The sequence below is a fragment of the Schleiferilactobacillus harbinensis DSM 16991 genome, assembly GCF_000425885.1.
Lineage (GTDB): Bacteria > Bacillota > Bacilli > Lactobacillales > Lactobacillaceae > Schleiferilactobacillus > Schleiferilactobacillus harbinensis.
In genome coordinates, this window is record NZ_AUEH01000013.1 from 30,888 (window position 1) to 48,362 (window position 17,475).

The window sequence follows — 17,475 nt, forward strand, 5'->3', positions numbered from 1 at the left end:
GGTATAATCGACAGTGAACAACCCAGGAGGTTTTCGTCATGGCCATTCAAATAACAAATTTACGCGTCAATTTACAATCTTTTCCCAGTGATGTCACTGATGACGCCCGCTTCAGCTGGTGGCTCGCCAGCGATCGCGATAACGACCGGCAGACGGCCTATCAGCTGCGGGTAGCCGCTAATGGTCAACCCAAACCACTCGCCGTCACTGCTTGGCAGCGCGGCCACCGCAACGCCGGTGTGCCCTGGCCGGACTTGGCACCGCTGCTGCAGCCCGGCCAATTATATTCGTGGCAGGTACGAATCAAGAACAGCCAGAAAGAAAAGAGTTCCTGGAGCACCCCGGCGTATTTCATTACTGCCCTGCCCCATTGGTCCGTACCCGGTATTTGGGCCGCGCCGGCCCAGGCTGGCGGTGACACCCTGCCGGCGACTCAGGCCTTTGCCTTCTTACAAAGTCCCATGATTGATCTGGATCCGGCCGGTTATACCAAGGTCGTCATCCGCCTCGCCAGCCGCGGCGCGGACAGTCTGCTCAGCCAAAACGTCGATCTCTTTCTTAACGGCCACGCTGTGGGAGTGGGGCCGGCCCGGCCTCAGGAAAACATCGACGGCAGCGGCGCCCGTGCCTATCACTACAATACATACGACGTTACCGCTGCGCTGGTCAAACACAATCAGCTGGCCCTGCTGGCCACCGCGGCGGATCCCCAGCCCAGCGTGCACCTCGCCGTCATCGGTTATACCGTCGCCGGCAGTATCGTGACGCTGGCCCAGACCGGCCCGGAGTGGACCGGCCTGGACGGGACCACCGCCTTTGGCGACGATGGCACCCGGCTGCGTACTGGTTATTTTGCCATGCCTGCCGAAAATATTGACATGGCCCATTACCCCCGCCACTGGTGGCACGGCACGGCCGCCAACTGGCCGGCGGCCGTGGTGACCCGGCCCAGTACGGTTCAGGACGACGAACGGATCATGCCCTACGCCGCGGAAAACAGTGAACGGCAACTGATCAAGAACCATACCAAGGTTGCTGAAATCACCCCCGGCAACTGGCTGATTGACTTGGGCCGGGAAATCATCGGCGGCCTGGCGGTCAAGCTGACCAGTCCCGCCGCCCAGCGGGTCGTGGTCTGGCAAGGGGAACAGCTCACCGCTGACGGCCACGTCCGCCACCACCTCGCTGCCGGGCCGGACTATATCAGCCAGTGGCATCTGGTCAGCGGGAAGAACCACTTTCTCACCGCCCAGATGAAGAACTTTCGGTATGTTGAACTGCGCGGCTTCCAAGGTACGCTGACGCCCGCGGACATCGCCGGCTGGCAGATCGCCCAGCCCTTCCCCGCTGACGACGGCCGCTTTCACAGCAACGTCCCGCTGCTCAATGCCGCCTACAAGCTGTCCCGGGACACGATCGCCATCACCAATCAGGATCTTTTCGTCGATTCCCAGGCCCGGGAACGCCGGGCGTATGAGGGCGATTTGCTGGTCAACAGCCTGACCAGCTACACCGTATCCCGCAATGACGCCCTGGCCCGCTATTCCATTGACTATCTGCTGGACCACCCCACCTGGCCGGAGGATTACAAGCTGTTCAACGTGGAAATGGTATGGTGGGATTATCTGTACACCGGTGATACCGCCTTGCTGACGAAGCGCTACGCGGTCTTAAAGGCCAAGCTGCACCGCGGGCCGAACAACACCGACAATTACGACCCGGCGATGCATCTGGTCCGGGGCACCGGCCTGATCGATTGGCCCGAACGGGAACGGGACGGCTATGTGGTCGGTACATACAATACCGCCTTCAACGCCATTTACGCCGGCGCCTACCGGATCATGGCCAAGATCGCCACGGTGCTGGGTGAGCAGACGGATATGGCCCACTACGAGAATCGGGCGCTGTTGGTGAAGAAAACTCTGATCGACCGTCTCTGGGATCCCGCCGCTGGGGCCTTCTACGATAGCCTGCAAGCCGACGGTACCGTTACTGCCCACCACGCCAAACACGCCACCGCGTATGCCCTGGCTTACGACGTGACCGATAGTCCGGCGATGACCGCCCAGATGGCCAAGACCGTGTACAACAACGGCGAATTCTTTGGCAGTATTTACTTCATTTACTTCATTCTGCGGGGCTTGATCGACCACGGGTATGGGGCACTGGCGGAAAACCTGCTGACAAATCCGGATGACCGGGCCGACCAAAAGACCTTCGCCGCGATCCTGCACACGTTGCGGGCAACCGTGACCCCCGAAGCTTGGAGCAACCAGAACAAACCGAACCTGACGCTGTCCCACCCCTGGGGCGCGTCGCCAGGGCTGACGATCGTCCAGGGCCTGGCGGGCATTATGCCCCTGCAAGCCGGCGGCTACCGCTTCAGCGTCCGGGTGCAGGTCACGCCGGGCACCACGTTCCAGCTCACCACGCCGTCCAGTCAAGGCTTGATCCGGCTAAACTATCACGAAGAGGGCCGCACCGCCGTACTGGCACTGACCGTGCCGATGAATGCCGAAGCCGTCGTCCGCACGCCAAAGGGCCCCATCGCCGTCGACAGCGGGACCCACACCGTCAGCTATCTGCGGCCGGTGCCCCTTGACGGGGATTAGGTCAGCACCTATTCTGAACACAACCCACAATTGAAGGAGTTTTTTTATCATGGCTAAAGTCGAAAGCTTCACGTTGGACCACACCGCCGTCAAAGCCCCCTATGTCCGCTTGATCACCGAAGAAACCGGGCCCAAGGGCGATCTCATTTCTAACTATGACCTGCGTCTGGTGCAGCCCAACGCTGACGCCATCGGTACCGCCGGCCTGCACACAATTGAGCACCTGCTGGCCTCCTTGCTGCGCGACCGGCTCAGCGGCGTGATCGATTGCTCACCATTCGGCTGCCGCACCGGCTTCCACCTGATCACTTGGGGTGCACATTCCACCACCGAAGTGGCCCAGGCGCTGAAGTCCAGCCTGGCGGCGATTGCCGATGACATTCAATGGGCGGACGTACCTGGTACGACCATTGAAAGCTGCGGCAATTATAAGGATCATAGTCTGTTCTCGGCTAAGGAATGGGCGAAGAAAATTCTTACTGAAGGGATCTCTGATGATCCGTTTGAGAGACACGTTATCTAAAACATGACTCCAGTGCCACATAAAAATGCCATTCCAGGTTTCGGTCCGGAACGGGCATTTTGTATCTTGGCTATTTTTCAGCAATCAGACCACTGAGGAAAGCGCCTGTGATCAGAAACAGTAAAGGCAGCACCATATTCACAACTTGTCCAGATTGGATAATGCTCTTACGGGTGTAGATCAGCAACAGGACTAAACCAATAATGATGATACTGAATAACGGCAGCAAAAAATGGCGGGACCAGCGCTCAGCGTATGTCTTACCGGCAGCAAAGAGGGCTGGTGCACAAGTTAATCCTAACAGCAAGAGCATTTCACTGGTCGGATCGGCAAACGGTGACACATTGACGAGATGGAGCACCAGCAAACAAAGCGTGGTAATAACCGCCACGTAAAAGCCGAATACCTTTGCCTTTTGCATGGTCAGGCACTCCCTTCTGTACCAATCTCATCATGGCCCAGCTTTATTGCAACGCTTTAGGCTTCTGAGAAATGCAGCTCCCATTCGCTAGCCAGTTTTCTGATTGACCCTAATGATACTGCACTTCCGCCGCATTCTTCTGCGTCGCCAATTCAATGAACGCCCGGGCGATCACTGTCGGGTCCATATGCCCGGCCTTGCCTTGCCGAATATACGTATTGATCGTCACCATGCCGGCAAAGACGCCCCGGGCATGCAGTTCCTTATTCAAGGCGACAACGTAATCCCGCAGCCCGGCTTTGCCGATGGCCTGCTCCACATTGGTCGGACCCGGCTTGGCCGCAACCACACTGCCGGTATACAGAAACACGCCGTTACCGGTCTTTTCCACATACGGCAAGCTGAGATTGGTCACGGTGATGGCCCCCAGCAGGTTGCTGGCCAGGCTCTCCGTGACCAAAGCAGCCGTCAATTGACTGGGCTTGTTCGTCGTCCGCTGGGTGGCATTGTAGTGCACCAGCTGCAAGCTGCCCTGGGCACTGATCGTTGCCAAAGCCTTGGTTACGCTGGTCGGATTCGCCGCATCGGCTGCCACAGGAAAAGCCGTGACACCCTCACCGGCCAAGATTTTGGCCAGCGCCGCCAATGGCTCCGCCTGCCGCCCCATAAGCGCAATCGTATACCCCTGCGCCCCCAACTGTTCCGCCATGGCCTGGCCTAAACCGGCGTGTCCTGGACCGACGATCAATGCAATTTTATTTGCCATTTGTACCCACTCCTCTTTCTTGATGGCGGTTAGCATAGCACGATTGCTGGCCGTCGCGGTCAAAAATGCTCAATAAAAAAACCGATGCATTCCGCATCGGCTTTTTAGCACGCTTACTTATCTTCCCGGGCCGCGTGGTTCTTCGAGTCCGGATTATTCTGACCATAATACGCATTGGCCCCATGCTTGCGGTAGTAGTGCTTGTCCAGCAAATACTGGGGCACATGGATGTCCTTGTGCGTCAGCATCGTCGCATGGTAGGCAATATTGGCACAAACTTCCAGGACCTTGGCGTTGTAAACCGCCTTGTCCGGCGTCGCGCCCCAGGTGAAGGGACCGTGCTGACCGACTAAGCAGCCGGGCGTCGCGTCGTAATCCAAGCCGCGGTCAGCGAAAGTCTTGACGATCACCTTGCCGGTATTTTCTTCGTAGGCACTCTCGATCTCTTCCTTCGTCAGCGGTTCGGTGACGGGAATATCGTTGTAGAAGGTATCGGCGTGGGTCGTGTTGACCGCCGGAATATCCAGGCGGGCACTGGCAAAGGCCACGGCCATTTCACTATGGGTGTGGACGATGCCGCCGATCTTCGGGAAGGCATTGTACAGCACGGTATGGGTCGGGGTATCACTGGACGGATTCATGTTGCCTTCGACGACTTTGCCGTTCAAGTCCACGACCACCATGTCGCTGGGCTTCAGATCGCCGTAATCAACGCCGGACGGCTTGATGACGAAGAGGCCCTTGTCCCGGTCGATCCCGGATACGTTGCCCCAGGTAAAGGTGACCAAGCCCAGTTTGGGCAGGCGCATATTGGCGTCGTAAACTTCGGTTTTTAACTTGTCTAACATCCGCAAATCTCTCCCTTGTATAATCTTACAAGCCCATTGTACGAAATGGACCGGCCCAATTCAACAGTTTGTCCGTATCAATATCACATTATCGATATTTATCCGGACTAATCAGCCAGCGGCTGGTCCAGCCACTGGTGAATTTGCGCCAGGGCCGGGGCTAATTCAATGAGCGGTGGCAGCCCGCCCAATCGGGTAATAGCAGTCGTTGTTTCGGTGTACAGGGCCAGTGTCTGGCGCAGGGCCGCGGTGATCGCCAGGGTGTTATGCAGGTCATACGTGGCCATGACCCGATCCCGGACGGCAGTGGGCAGCGCCGCCCACAGTCCCTTATGGCTTACGCCAGGGTCGAATTGACCGCTGCGTTCCAGAGTCACCTGCCATGACAATAACCGAAATAACTCCGGACGCAAATAATCATTGAATTGACCGGCCGCGTAAATCAAATTGTGCCGGGCCAGACCCTTCACCACATTGCCGGCGATCCAGAGCAGTTCGGCGCAGTGATCAGCAAACTCAGCCTGAGTGGGCGCCGCCAAATAAAAGCTGCTGGCATCCGTCGGCCGCGGGGGCACAGGCCCGATACCCCGCCGCCAGACGATTGCATTCAAGCTTTCCGCCGCTAAGTAATCGTCAATCACCGCCGCCGGCGCCAGCTTCAGATCCATCCGCTGACTGCCGGGATAGCGGGTGAGAAAAGTTTCCCAATAAACGCCGCCCTGACCCCACAGATCCTTTTCGTGAAAATGCCGGACGATCGTCGGAGTACCGAACAGCGCCAAATAAGGGGCCGCATATTTCGGCGCCGCGTCAGTCACAAACAGGGTGACATCCAAGTCCTGCCAGGCATCGCCCTTTTTCCCTGGGTCATTCAGCGATCCTTCTACCCCCACGGCTTGAACGTTGGTATCCCGTTCCACCAGCGCCAGTACCTGGGCCAGCATTTCTCCTGGTGTCTCACTCATGTTTTTCTTCATCCCCGTGCACGATCGTCCGGAAATCCAGGAAGCCGGCGGCTAAGCCGCGCAACAGTACTTCCGCCGTGCCGGCATTGGTGGCAATGGGCACGTCGTAGACATCGGAGAGCCGCAGTAGGGCATTCACATCCGGCTCATGGGGCTGGGCGGTCAGCGGGTCGCGCAGAAAGATAATCAGATCCATTTGGTTTTCCGAAATCAAGGCGCCAACTTGCTGGTCGCCGCCCAGCGGGCCGGAATTAAACCGGTGAATTTTTAAACCAGTGGCGTCGCTGATCACTTGGCCGGTATGGCCGGTGGCATACAGCTCGTGCTGGCGCAGAATTTCTTGATAGGCCGTGGCGATCCGGACAATTTCCGGCTTCTTGGCATCGTGGGCAATCAAAGCAATTTTCAAATGAAACGCTCCCTTCTTCTTAACACCGTCAGCATATCATACCGTCGGCCATTCGGTGAGGGTAATCGGGTGGTCAGCAATCGTTAACTGGTTGCCGGTCAGCTGCACTGCCGGCACCTGGATATGGCCGTGGACCAGACTTTCTAACTCCCGGTCACCCAGAAACAGGGTCACCAGGGTATGCGTCCTCGGGGTCAAAACGCCGGTCTGCATGGGGATCCGGGTCTTAGGAAAATCAATGTTGGTGTTGGGTTCCGGCGTCGCTAGGGTCACCGTCAGATCCTTGGTAGGGGCGACGATGCCGACGATGCCGACCCGGGTCTGATAAAACACACTATTGGGAATGGGCGTTGCCAGCTCCTGCTCATCTGAAGTGCCGCTGTCGGCAGCGGGGTCGCTAATATCGGCCCGACCCCTTCGCTGTACCAGACTTCATGGTGGTAAGTATCCGCCAGCTGAGTAAAGGGGCGATTATCACCATCACTAGTGCGATAGTGATACCCCACCGCCGGACCGCCGCCCGCAGCGCTGCGCTTGGGACTGGGTTCCGTGCCCGAGGATGTGTTGGCATCGGCACCCAGTTCTACTTTCAGCATCCGCATCAGCGGATGCGGCCCGCCGAAGAGAGTATGTAACACCGCCTGATAGGCCTCAGGCTGCTGCCATTTGTAAATCCAACAGCAAGCGGGAAGAATTATTGCAGTTCAGGTAGCCAAAGCCCTTGAAGGTATTGGCGTCGCCCTGGTCGGTGTGAATGTCCCGGCCGGTGATCGTAAGAGTGGTGGTCATCGAATCGTCCTTTCTGCTCAATGATAGCGTCATCATCACTATCCTAACAAAAGCCGGGCACGAATGGCCCAGCTTCTTGGCATTGATTTATTTCTGAGCCTTATAATCCAACGGAATATTAGTCCACCGCTTATGGTAAAAGAACGCCGCCGCCTTAGGCTGGCGATCCCGGGTGAAGATCCCCTTCTTGTTGCCGTTGACCCGCATGTTGCCTTCCACCGTCTGGAAGTCGGCGAAGTTCCACACCTGCTCGCCCTTGATGAACGGGTAGCTGTCGAAGATCCGGCTGAACATTTCCAAGACTTCGACTTGATATTCTTCGCTCCACATCACGCTGGGCAGTTTGTGCAAACCCGCTTCCGTGTCAGCGCCGAATTCAGTGAAGACGATGGGTTTATTAATGCCGCTGGCGGCCCACTTGTCCATTTCTTCCCGTAAGCCCGCTTCGCCGTCCAAAATCTGATAGCCGGCGTAGTGGTACCAACCCGGATACCGATTCAACAGATAGATATCAGGGAAATCCAAGTCCTTCGAGGTCTCAATCGTATCGTCCTCGCTCAGGCTGAATGTCCGCGGCCGGCTTTGGGGATCCAAGTCCTTGGTTTCCGCGAAAATCTGTTTGAAGTACGGTACCGATTCTTCGGTCACCGTATCCGGTTCATTCAGCAGGCTCCAGGCAAAGACGGAGGGGTGGTTCTTATCCCGCTTGATCATATCGGTAATCTGGTCCAAATGCTTGGCATGCAGCGGCTTGATCCAAGGGCCCTTAAAGAAGGATTGATTCAAACCGCCCAGGAAGGATGCCGCGACCATTTTGAAGCCGACCGCTGGTACTTCGTCGATGACCAGGAAACCTTCCCGGTCGGCCATTTGATAAACCTGTTCATCGTAGGGATAGTGGGAGGTCCGGAAAGAATTGGCCCCGCTCCACTGCATCAGGGAGAAATCCTTTTTTTCTACATTCAGGTCAAAAGCCCGCCCGGCGAAAGGAGAATCCTCATGACGGCCAAAGCCCTTCAGGTACACGGATTTGCCGTTAACTTGGATCTCTGTCCCGACGATCTTGATCGTCCGAATACCGATTTCGGCACTGTATTCATCCACGATCGTGGTGTCGTTGGTGATTTGCAGCGTCAAAGTGTACAGATAAGCCGCGCGGACGTTCCACAGGTGGGCATCAGTCACGTGCAGCGTGCCTTGTTTGCCGATGTTTTCGGCCACGACTTGACCGTCCGCATCCCGCAGGACGGCAACAACATCGTGGTCCCCCGTCGTGGTCACAGTATAGTGCACATCCGCGTCCGCCCCAGCCAGGGTGAAATCAGTCGTGTAATCGGTGATCCGTTCCACCGGCAGGGTGATCAAATGGACCGAGCGGTTAATGCCGGAGTAGTTATAAAAATCGAAGAAAGGCCGGGCCATTTTCTTCCCATTCTTCAACGTGATCGTATCACCGGCCGGCAGGGCTTCCCGGGACAGTTCGTTGTTGCCCTGCACCACCACGGTATTTTCTTCCCCGTAATGCAGTGCATCGGTCACGTCCGCCACAAACGGCAGGAAGCCGCCCTCGTGGCTGCGGATCTTGACCCCATTGACGTAGATCGTCGCCCGATGGGTCACCGCGTCAAAGCGCAGGCCCACGAAACGACCCTGGTAATCCGCCGGCACGAAGAACTTTTTCTCATACCAGAAATCCCCAGTGTATTCCCGGGCATCTTTATCCGTGAAGAAATCATTAAAGCTGGCCGGTACCGGCATATCGACGGCCTTGGGCAAGTGCTTGGCCCAGCCCTCCTGTGGGCCAACGCCCACCGCATCAAAGGAGAAGCGCCAGAGCCCATCCAGTTTTTGATCGGTGCGGACGGCATTGACGACTGGGTATAATAAACTTTGTTCCATTTTTGAGTGACCTCCCGTAACTAATTCGCTTTCGAAAATTGCTTACAGGAAATAGCGTACTGAATTTTAGTAAAACTGTCAATAAAAGTTTTACCAATTTTATGTATTCGAACCGTATGTGCCTTATCAAAAAGCTTTTAATCGGCATTCGCATTTTAGTAAAAATGGGCAAGGACCACAAAAAAGAGACTGGAGAGCAATCGCTCGGCCCAGTCTCGCAAACGACTATCGGCTTAACTTATTTACTGCTTTCCCGTAAAATCAACTTGGTCGCGTAATTGAACTGGCGCGCCACCCGCTTAGGATCCGAAATCCGTTCCTGCAACAGCTGGACCGCCCCGGCACCCATCAGATCCGTGTAGGCATGTACTGTCGATAACCGCGGGCTCGTATATTTAGCCACGGCCACGTCATTAAAACTGATTAGACTGACCCGCTCCGGAATGGGCAGATCGTGTTCGTTCAGCGCCCGGATCACGCCCACGGCCATGGCATCGTTACCCACAATGAAGCCGTGGGGCAGTTTGTCGCCCAACTGGTCAATGGCTTCGTTCATTAACGCGTACCCGGATTCCGGAGTGAAGGCCCCCACGAAAACATGCTCCGGAGTATACACCCCGGCTGCTTGGCCAAAGGTCTCGAAAGCCTGCAAACGGGTGTCTTTGATTTCCTGATGGCCGATACTGGTGGCTTCTTGGCCGACGATCAGCCCAATGTCCTGGATGCCGGCAGCCAAATAATGATCAATGATCCATTTCACGGGGCTGACATAATCGCTGGTCACACTATCAAAGCCGTCCGCCAAAGAATTTTGGCCGACAAAAACCACCGGCAGCTTCTTTGCTGCAATATCCAGCATCTCTTGATGACCGTACTTGCCCAGGGCAATGATCCCAGAGAACGTGCTGTTCACGGCTTCGTTGAAATTTTCCGTGGTCACGTATTGCAGCGCCGCCCCGCTGCTTTGGACAGTGTTCTCAATGGCATATTGGATCTGCAAATAATACAGGTCATTCAATTCCTGCTTCTCGCTATGCCATTGAATCACAGCAATCTTCGTCGTGATCTTCGGAGTCTTCTTCCGCCGGGGTTTATATTCCGTTTCTTCCGCCACATGCAGCACCCGGGCCCGGGTCGCGTCGGTGACAGACAGGGTGGTGTCGAAATTCAAAATACGTGACACAGTGGAAATCGAGACCCCTGCTTTATTGGCGATATCTTTGATGGTAGTCGTTTTCTTTTTCCTGCTTTCCGTGTAATAGGCGAAAGCCTTCACAATGGTGTTAATACAACTATCCTATCATGTTTTAGTAATCTTTTGGCCGGTAACGGCTCGTTTTTTCCTCGGTATCGGTACCATTTTTTCTGGCCTATGTGATAATGGAAGAAAATAGGTTGGCATGGCGCTCTTCGCAGGCTGCCGTGCCAAAGCTGCGCAACCTCCGGCGGAATTGGGCTGGAACGTGGTGACGGCGCTTTGAGCCCGCAAAAACCGCGGTCTCAAAGTCGCCTAACCACATCGGCGGCAAAGCCGCCGTGTGGTTTCCACCACTGAGCCCATTCCGCCTCCGGTTGCTCCGCATTGGCACTCGCGTATTAGTGAATAAATGCCATCCGCTCAAGAAAAGACAAAAAGGAGTTGGTTTTCATGGTCCAAGATCCGCAGGCCATTCAGCAAGAATCGTATCATGACGGAGTATTCAGTATCGCCACCACCAAACTGCACGGGCAGTTGAGCTGGGTGAATGACCATATTGTGCGGGTGCGGGTCAGCCAGACTGACCACTTCCCAGATCGGCCGACTGTTCCAGCGGACGTCCAAGTGGATAAAAACGGCGACCACACCGTCGCCACCGGCGGCAGCGGGCAAACGGACGAGACGCCGATCGTGATCAACAACGATCACTACACCCTGACCACCGCCGATGCCTACCAAGCCGATTGGGAAAAGGCCCATGGGACGCTGCACATCAGCGGGCCCCATGGTGCCATCGTCGATCTGCATTTGCCCAGTTGGGACGACGCGGGTAAGACGTGGACCGCTCGGCTGACCTTTTCTCCAGACGAGTACTTCTTCGGCGGCGGCACGCAAAACGGCCGCTTTGCCCTGCGCGGACAGCGGGTGACGATTGCCAATACCAATCTGTGGACCGCCGGCGGGGTTGCCTCGCCGGTGCCCTTCTATTGGTCCACCGCCGGTTACGGTGTGCTGGTCAACACCTTCACTCCGGGGCTTTATGATTTCAGTACCCCCGCCCACGGTGTCCAGTTATCCCACGATGACCCGTATTTTGATGTTTATATTATCCTAGGCCCAGATCCGACCCATCTGATCCACGGCTACCACGAATTGACCGGCAAGCCAGTACTGGCCCCGCGGTTCAGTTTCTATCCGGCCCATTTGAACGCCTATAACCGAGATTATTGGCTGCCGGTAACTAAGAATTCCGTCGGCGCGATCCTTTTTCCGGACGGTCAGTGGTACAAGGAATACCAGCCTGTGAGCGAAAAGACGTTTAACACCGGCTACCGGGCCGGCGCGATCACGGTTGCTGGGCAGACCCTGGTGCCCAACGTGGGCGCGGCACCGGTGACCTTCACCAAACACGATGCACAAGGCAACCCCACCGGGGCGGTACATGAATCGCTGAATGGCGAGGGCGCCAGTGCTCAATTCTCGGCCCGGGCGGTGCTGGATCGGTATCTGGAAAACAAAATGCCGATTGGCTGGTTCCTGCCTAACGACGGTTACGGTGCCGGCTATGGCCAAACGGCCGATTTTGCCGGCGACTTAGCCAATCTGCGGGACTTCACGGCCTATGCCAATGATCAGGGCGTGGCTGTGGGCCTGTGGACCCAAGAAAAACTCCACCCCAATGATCCGGAGCACCCGCAAAAGGGTGAACGGGACATTGGCCAAGAAGTCAGCACGGCTGGCGTCGCCGCGGTGAAGACAGACGTGGCCTGGGTCGGTGAGGGGTATACCTTCGGCCTGCACGCCACCGCCGACGCGGCGGCCGCGATGACCAAAGCCGGCCACGGTCGCCGGCCGTTCATCATGAGTCTGGACGGCTGGGCTGGTTCCCAGCGCTACACCAGCATCTGGAGCGGCGATCAAGGCGGCGATGACTGGGAAAACATCCGCAGCCACATTGCCACGTATTTGAGTACCGGCCTGTCTGGCAACCCCAATGTCGGCAGCGATATCGACGGTATCTACGGCGGTCGCGACCCGCTGATTCAGACCCGGGATCTGCAGTGGAAATCCTTTACACCCATCCAACTGAACATGGATGGCTGGGGCAGCCAACCGAAAAACATGGGCTTAGTCTTTGGCCAGCCTTTTGTTGCGATCAACCGGGCCTATCTGCAATTCAAGACCACGCTGCTGCCTTATCTGTATACGCTGGCCCACACCGCCCGGGAAACGGGGGCGCCCATTGTCCGGCCGCTGTTCTGGCTGGAACCGGACGCCTATACCTACGGCAGTGACACCGATACTGAGTTCCTGCTGGGAGATGATCTGCTCGTGGCACCGGTCACCAGTCCGTATCGCCTCGCCCGGGACGGCAGTGCCCGGGTGCCGCATCTGTATCTTCCTGATCCCCACGCCACTTGGGAAGACTTGTTTACCGGGGAGCGGTATGCCGGCGGACAAACCTTAGCCGATTATCCGGCGCCCCTGGCCCAGACGCCGATTTTCGTCCGGGCTGGGGCCCTGCTGCCCCGGGTACCGGTCCACTTGACCCCCGGTCAATATCCCGCGGATACCCGCATCGTCACGTATTTCCCCGGGCCGCGGCCCAGTGAAACCACCGTTTACAGCGATGACGGCGCCACGTTGGCCTATCAAAATGGCGAATTCGCCACCACGGCGTTGCGTGCCACGGATGACGGCCGCCGGATCATTTTCACTCTGAACGCCACTCAAGGCACCTATACCGGTCAGAACCAAGCCCCGCTTGTGCTCCTGCAAGTGGCCACTGACGCCCGCCCGCACACGATTCAAGTCACCAGCAATGGCGAGACCCGCAAGCTCCGCGAAGCCCTCAAGCCGGTCACGGACGCGCCTAGTTGGCAGATGGGCCCGCTCACCGCCTGGCCGCTGGCCCCCATCGCCCCGCGCAGCGGCATCACCGTCGCCCTGCCGGCCCAAGCCATCGACACCGACGTAACAATTATCATTGATTATTAAGTGAGAAAGGAAGAGCGTATGTCCACACCAGTTATTATCAGTACCGATCCTGGCATCGACGACGCGGTCGCCATCGCCATTGCCCTAGCCGACCCGCAGCTTGACGTGCAACTCATTTGCCCGGTCGCCGGCAATGTCAGTCTGGTCCATACCACCGACAACACCCGGAAGCTGCTCACGCTCCTGCACCAAACCGTCCGGATCGTTCCCGGCAGTCAGCGGCCCCTGCTGCGGCTGCCAATCAACGCCGGCAACATCCATGGTGTCAGCGGGTTGGCCGGTTACGATTTTCCAGCGCCCACCGTCCCGGTGGATACCACGACTACTGCTGCAGCCGCCATGCACGCCGTCGTCAGCCAGCAGCGTGATAAGACCACCCTGGTGGCTATTGGTCCGCTCACCGACATTGCCCTCTACCTGCACCAATACCCCACCGACCGGGCGCGCATCGATCAGCTCGTGCTGATGGGCGGCGCCATCGGCCGGGGCAATTGGGGCGTACTGTCCGAATTCAACTTCGCCGCCGACCCGGAAGCCGCCGACATCGTCTTCCGCTCTGGGGTCAAAATCAAAATGGCCCCGCTGGAAGTCGGCACGCAAGCCAAAATCATGCCCGCCGTGACCGCCCAAATCCGCCAACTTGGCACAGTCGGCGACATGTTTTATCACCTTTTCGCCCACTACCGCGGCGGCAGCATCCAAACCGGGTTGAAAATCTACGACGCTCTGGCCATTGCGTTGTTGACCCAACCCGATCTGTTCACCCTGGCCGCCACCAATGTCACCATCGAAACCCAAGGCACCTATACCGCCGGCGCCTCCTTAGTCGATCTCCAAGACCGGCTGCACGAACGGCCCAACGCCCAAGTCGCTACAGCGGTAAATGCATCCCGATTTACCGACTGGTTCGTAAGTGCCCTGACTCAAACAAAGTAAAATTATATTGTCATGTGACCAATACCGCTTTCACTGGAATATATTCCGGAAGGCGGTATTTTTTATCGAGAACTAAAGCAAAGTTGGAAATTAAAGCAGACCTAGTGCCAATGCGCAGCAAGCGGAGGCAAAATGGGCTCAGCACGGCGGCTTGCCGCCGATGTGGTTAGGCGACTTGGAGACCGCGCAGCGGGCTCCAAGCGCCGTCACAGCGTTCCAGACCAATTTTGCCGCAGCTTGCGGAGCATTGGCACGGCGTACAAAGAAGAAACTTCTCCTCAGCCCGTCTCTCCCCAAATAATAACCACCGTTTTCAGTCAAACCCGAACATTAAACGAATATCTAATCGAATTTATCCTTTTATCGTTCGCTTTTTCGTGCTATCCTTAACTCAACATTTCTCAACCAGAAAGGATGGCATCATGCAAAAAGCCAACCGGTTCTTACTGTTGATACCGGCAGCATTAGGAATTATCGTGTTTGCCCTGTTTCCCTTGATTCAAATCGCGATTCCCACCGTCACCTCCGGGGCAAACCCGATTGCCCTGTATACTCAGTTCTTGCAAAGCAACTACGATCTGCAAGTCATATTCCGAACATTAACGATTGCCACAGTCACGACAGTGATCACCGTCCTGCTGGGCTTGCCCACCGCGCTGTGGATCAGCCGGCAGAGCGTGTCCTGGCGCCAGTTTCTCTCCGTGATCATTCTCTTCCCGATCCTGACCAACGCCGTGGTCCGCAACTTTGCCTGGATCATCATCTTGGGGAAAAACGGCGTCTTGAACAACATGCTTCAGGCTTTACACCTGATCAGTGCGCCGCTCACTCTGCTGTATACGAATACGGCGATCGTCATCGGCTCCGTTTACCTCTTTCTGCCCATTATGATCACTACCCTCGTGGACAGTGCCAATGGGTTGAATCCGGAAATTGAGGAAGCCGCCGCTGTCTTGGGTGCCCGGCCATTCACCATTCTCCGGGAAATCATTCTGCCCCAGATGGCCCCGGCTATTCTCACCGGCGCCATCCTGGTCTTCTCCGGAGCCATGACCGCTTATACGACCCCGCAATTACTGGGCGGCAACCGCCACTTGGTGATGTCCACCTTGATTTATCAGCAAGCGATGACCCTGGGCAATTGGACCAACGCCAGCGTTGTCGCCATGGTCTTGATTGTTCTGTCCCTCATCGTCTTAGGCCTGCTTCGGTGGTACACCGGACGGCTAGATCGGCGGGTGGATCATGCTTGATCGGCACAATCACGTCCTCCAATTGATCGGCGTCATCGTCCTCGCCCTGCTGATCCTGCCCCTAGGCATCGTCGTCGTGACGTCCTTTGGTACCGAACCGACGATTTCGTTTCCCATTAAAGGGTTCACCCTCGCCTGGTACGCCAACATTTGGACCCAGCCGGCCTTCGTAGACGGCTTCCAGTCCAGTCTGACCATTGCGCTGCTGGCCAGTCTGCTGGCCCTGCTCATCGGGGTGCCGGCGGTGTACGCCTTGACCCGGTTCGACATTCCCCAGAAGGCCTGGTTCCAGACCCTGTTTCTCAGCCCGACGCTGATTCCGGAAATCGTTATCGGCTTCGCCCTGTACCAAACTCTGGTCATCGCCTGGCGCCTGCCGCTGTGGCCCAGCCTGCTCATCGGCCACTTGCTGCTGTGCCTGCCCTACGTCATTCGGCTGGTCACCAGCAGCATGCTGCATCTGGACCCGCACATTGAAGAAGCCGCTTGGACCTTGGGGACCAGTCGGCCGCGGGCCTTTTTCACCATCGTCCTGCCGAATATTCGGACCAGTATCGTGGCGGCGTTCATGCTGTGCTTCATCAATTCGTTCAACAACATCCCGATTTCGCTCTTCTTGAACGGTCCCAGCCAGAACATGCTGCCGACAGCGATCCTGAATTATTTGCAAAACAACTACGACCCCACCGTCTCGGCACTGTCCGTTGTCTTAATGCTCTTCACCGCGGTACTGATGCTGCTGATGGAAAAACTGCTGGGCGTGGGCGCGTTGACCACGACCGAAACCAATTAGGAGGTTCTATATCTTGGCTCGTTTGACACTCGATTCTTTGGCCATGACATACGGTCACGGCGATCCCATTTTGCACGACTTATCCCTCGCCGTCGCCGACGGCCAGCTGGTCTCCCTGCTCGGACCCAGCGGCAGCGGTAAAACCACGACGCTACGCATCATTGCTGGCCTGCTCCAGCAGACCAGCGGGACGATCAAGGTGGACGACGAAGACATCAGCCGCGTGCCGGTCTACAAGCGCGGGTTGAGCATGGTGTTCCAGAGTTACGCTCTATTTCCCCACCTCACCGTCTTCGCCAATGTGGCTTACGGCTTGAAGCGGCAAAAGCTCAGCAAAGCCGATATTACCGCGAAGGTCACCGCCATTCTGCAAACCACCGGCTTGACCGACCTGGCGGAACGCTATCCCCAGGAACTCTCCGGCGGCCAGCAGCAGCGGGTCGCTTTAGCCCGGGCGCTGGTCGTTGACCCCCGCCTGCTCCTGCTGGATGAACCGCTCAGCAATCTGGACGCGAAGCTGCGGGTGGCGATGCGGGAAGAAATCCGCCGGCTGCAATTGCAGCTGCACACCACGACGATCTTTGTCACCCACGACCAGGAAGAATGTTTCGCCATTTCGGATAAAGTGGCCGTCTTGAACCAGGGGAAGATCGAACAATATGCCGCGCCCGAAGAGATTTATCACCATCCCCAGACGGAGTTTGTGGCCCGCTTTATCGGCTTCGAAAACTTTCTGCCGGTGAACGGTACCGTGGCGGATCATGCCTATCGGGTGGGGGATCAAACCGTCGCCGTGGCGGGGCCCACGAAACCGGATGCCAAGGTCCTGACGATTCGGCCCAATCAGATTCAACTGAGTCCGGATGATCAGGGGCTCAGCGGTCAGGTCACCATCCGCACGTATCTGGGTAGTGCCTACCGCTACACCGTCGATAGTCCTCTGGGTACCCTGCAGATCGACGGCCCCACCGAGACCCCCGTGGCCATCGGTGCCCCGCTGCACTTCACCTTGCCCGCTGACCAATTGCTGCCGTTAGAAGCCTAGTCAATCACAATAGGAGTGTTC

Annotated in this window: 17 protein-coding genes; 7 read left to right on the plus strand and 10 right to left on the minus strand. The window is 57.0% G+C overall.

Going from position 1 to position 17,475, the window contains the following annotated elements; all coding sequences use genetic code 11:
• Positions 1 to 38 precede the first annotated feature (38 nt).
• A complete protein-coding gene (locus tag H627_RS17170) occupies positions 39 to 2,612 on the plus strand; it encodes a family 78 glycoside hydrolase catalytic domain (RefSeq protein WP_051225208.1) in 2,574 nt (857 codons plus the stop codon).
• Between the two features lie 49 nt (positions 2,613 to 2,661).
• Positions 2,662 to 3,135 carry an S-ribosylhomocysteine lyase gene (locus H627_RS0105560; RefSeq protein WP_027828135.1) on the plus strand — a complete coding sequence of 158 codons (474 nt, stop codon included), beginning with the start codon at positions 2,662 to 2,664 and terminating at the stop codon, positions 3,133 to 3,135.
• 70 nt (positions 3,136 to 3,205) lie between these two features.
• Here the strand turns inward: H627_RS0105560 and H627_RS0105565 are convergent, their stop codons facing one another.
• From H627_RS0105565 to H627_RS0105605, 10 genes are all read right to left on the minus strand, one after another.
• Positions 3,206 to 3,556 (minus strand): hypothetical protein, encoded by a 351-nt coding sequence (locus H627_RS0105565; RefSeq protein ID WP_027828136.1) that lies wholly within the window; start codon positions 3,554 to 3,556, stop codon positions 3,206 to 3,208.
• 109 nt (positions 3,557 to 3,665) lie between these two features.
• Complete coding sequence (locus H627_RS0105570; RefSeq protein ID WP_027828137.1) at positions 3,666 to 4,322, minus strand: SDR family NAD(P)-dependent oxidoreductase; 657 nt, start codon at positions 4,320 to 4,322, stop codon at positions 3,666 to 3,668.
• A 113-nt stretch (positions 4,323 to 4,435) separates the two neighbouring features.
• On the minus strand, positions 4,436 to 5,170 hold the full coding sequence (locus tag H627_RS0105575; RefSeq protein ID WP_027828138.1) for an L-ribulose-5-phosphate 4-epimerase: 735 nt from the start codon (positions 5,168 to 5,170) through the stop codon (positions 4,436 to 4,438).
• Positions 5,171 to 5,277: 107 nt separating this feature from the next.
• On the minus strand, positions 5,278 to 6,135 hold the full coding sequence (locus H627_RS19155; protein ID WP_162143226.1) for an aminoglycoside 6-adenylyltransferase: 858 nt from the start codon (positions 6,133 to 6,135) through the stop codon (positions 5,278 to 5,280).
• Positions 6,128 to 6,544, minus strand: coding sequence for a methylglyoxal synthase (mgsA, locus tag H627_RS0105585; protein ID WP_027828140.1), 417 nt, complete (start codon positions 6,542 to 6,544; stop codon positions 6,128 to 6,130). Before mgsA ends, H627_RS19155 begins: the two co-directional genes overlap by 8 nt.
• Positions 6,545 to 6,580: 36 nt before the next feature.
• Positions 6,581 to 6,877 (minus strand): hypothetical protein, encoded by a 297-nt coding sequence (locus H627_RS0105590; protein WP_027828141.1) that lies wholly within the window; start codon positions 6,875 to 6,877, stop codon positions 6,581 to 6,583.
• Entirely contained in the window at positions 6,820 to 7,182 is a 363-nt protein-coding gene (locus tag H627_RS20885; protein WP_235808952.1) for a hypothetical protein, read from the minus strand. The genes H627_RS0105590 and H627_RS20885 overlap by 58 nt, the downstream gene beginning before the upstream one ends.
• A gap of 13 nt (positions 7,183 to 7,195) precedes the next feature.
• Positions 7,196 to 7,333, minus strand: a complete 138-nt coding sequence (locus H627_RS20890) for a hypothetical protein (protein ID WP_226999145.1) — start codon at positions 7,331 to 7,333, stop codon at positions 7,196 to 7,198.
• 87 nt (positions 7,334 to 7,420) lie between these two features.
• Positions 7,421 to 9,232, minus strand: a complete 1,812-nt coding sequence (gene uidA / locus H627_RS0105600) for a beta-glucuronidase (RefSeq protein WP_027828142.1) — start codon at positions 9,230 to 9,232, stop codon at positions 7,421 to 7,423.
• A gap of 238 nt (positions 9,233 to 9,470) precedes the next feature.
• Positions 9,471 to 10,508, minus strand: a complete 1,038-nt coding sequence (locus H627_RS0105605) for a LacI family DNA-binding transcriptional regulator (RefSeq protein WP_051225209.1) — start codon at positions 10,506 to 10,508, stop codon at positions 9,471 to 9,473.
• Between the two features lie 372 nt (positions 10,509 to 10,880).
• Here H627_RS0105605 and H627_RS17180 point away from each other — a divergent pair, with 372 nt between their 5' ends.
• From H627_RS17180 to H627_RS0105630, 5 genes are all read left to right on the plus strand, one after another.
• Positions 10,881 to 13,427: a TIM-barrel domain-containing protein gene (locus H627_RS17180; protein ID WP_051225210.1), complete on the plus strand. Its 2,547-nt coding sequence runs from the start codon at positions 10,881 to 10,883 to the stop codon at positions 13,425 to 13,427.
• 18 nt (positions 13,428 to 13,445) lie between these two features.
• Positions 13,446 to 14,363 (plus strand): nucleoside hydrolase, encoded by a 918-nt coding sequence (locus H627_RS0105615; RefSeq protein WP_027828144.1) that lies wholly within the window; start codon positions 13,446 to 13,448, stop codon positions 14,361 to 14,363.
• 422 nt (positions 14,364 to 14,785) lie between these two features.
• Positions 14,786 to 15,616: an ABC transporter permease gene (locus tag H627_RS0105620; protein WP_027828145.1), complete on the plus strand. Its 831-nt coding sequence runs from the start codon at positions 14,786 to 14,788 to the stop codon at positions 15,614 to 15,616.
• Positions 15,609 to 16,409, plus strand: a complete 801-nt coding sequence (locus H627_RS0105625; protein ID WP_027828146.1) for an ABC transporter permease — start codon at positions 15,609 to 15,611, stop codon at positions 16,407 to 16,409. Before H627_RS0105620 ends, H627_RS0105625 begins: the two co-directional genes overlap by 8 nt.
• Before the next feature lie 13 nt (positions 16,410 to 16,422).
• On the plus strand, positions 16,423 to 17,454 hold the full coding sequence (locus H627_RS0105630) for an ABC transporter ATP-binding protein (protein WP_035440038.1): 1,032 nt from the start codon (positions 16,423 to 16,425) through the stop codon (positions 17,452 to 17,454).
• The last annotated feature ends 21 nt before the right edge of the window (positions 17,455 to 17,475 follow it).

Bases quoted from the DNA above. Each gene is read 5' to 3' on its own strand.
- H627_RS17170 (WP_051225208.1), top strand. From the start codon at position 39: ATGGCCATTCAAATAACAAATTTACGCGTCAATTTACAATCTTTTCCC.
- H627_RS0105560 (WP_027828135.1), top strand. From the start codon at position 2,662: ATGGCTAAAGTCGAAAGCTTCACGTTGGACCACACCGCCGTCAAAGCC.
- H627_RS0105565 (WP_027828136.1), bottom strand. From the start codon at position 3,556: ATGCAAAAGGCAAAGGTATTCGGCTTTTACGTGGCGGTTATTACCACG.
- H627_RS0105570 (WP_027828137.1), bottom strand. From the start codon at position 4,322: ATGGCAAATAAAATTGCATTGATCGTCGGTCCAGGACACGCCGGTTTA.
- H627_RS0105575 (WP_027828138.1), bottom strand. From the start codon at position 5,170: ATGTTAGACAAGTTAAAAACCGAAGTTTACGACGCCAATATGCGCCTG.
- H627_RS19155 (WP_162143226.1), bottom strand. From the start codon at position 6,135: ATGAGTGAGACACCAGGAGAAATGCTGGCCCAGGTACTGGCGCTGGTG.
- H627_RS20890 (WP_226999145.1), bottom strand. From the start codon at position 7,333: ATGACCACCACTCTTACGATCACCGGCCGGGACATTCACACCGACCAG.
- uidA (WP_027828142.1), bottom strand. From the start codon at position 9,232: ATGGAACAAAGTTTATTATACCCAGTCGTCAATGCCGTCCGCACCGAT.
- H627_RS17180 (WP_051225210.1), top strand. From the start codon at position 10,881: ATGGTCCAAGATCCGCAGGCCATTCAGCAAGAATCGTATCATGACGGA.
- H627_RS0105615 (WP_027828144.1), top strand. From the start codon at position 13,446: ATGTCCACACCAGTTATTATCAGTACCGATCCTGGCATCGACGACGCG.
- H627_RS0105620 (WP_027828145.1), top strand. From the start codon at position 14,786: ATGCAAAAAGCCAACCGGTTCTTACTGTTGATACCGGCAGCATTAGGA.
- H627_RS0105625 (WP_027828146.1), top strand. From the start codon at position 15,609: ATGCTTGATCGGCACAATCACGTCCTCCAATTGATCGGCGTCATCGTC.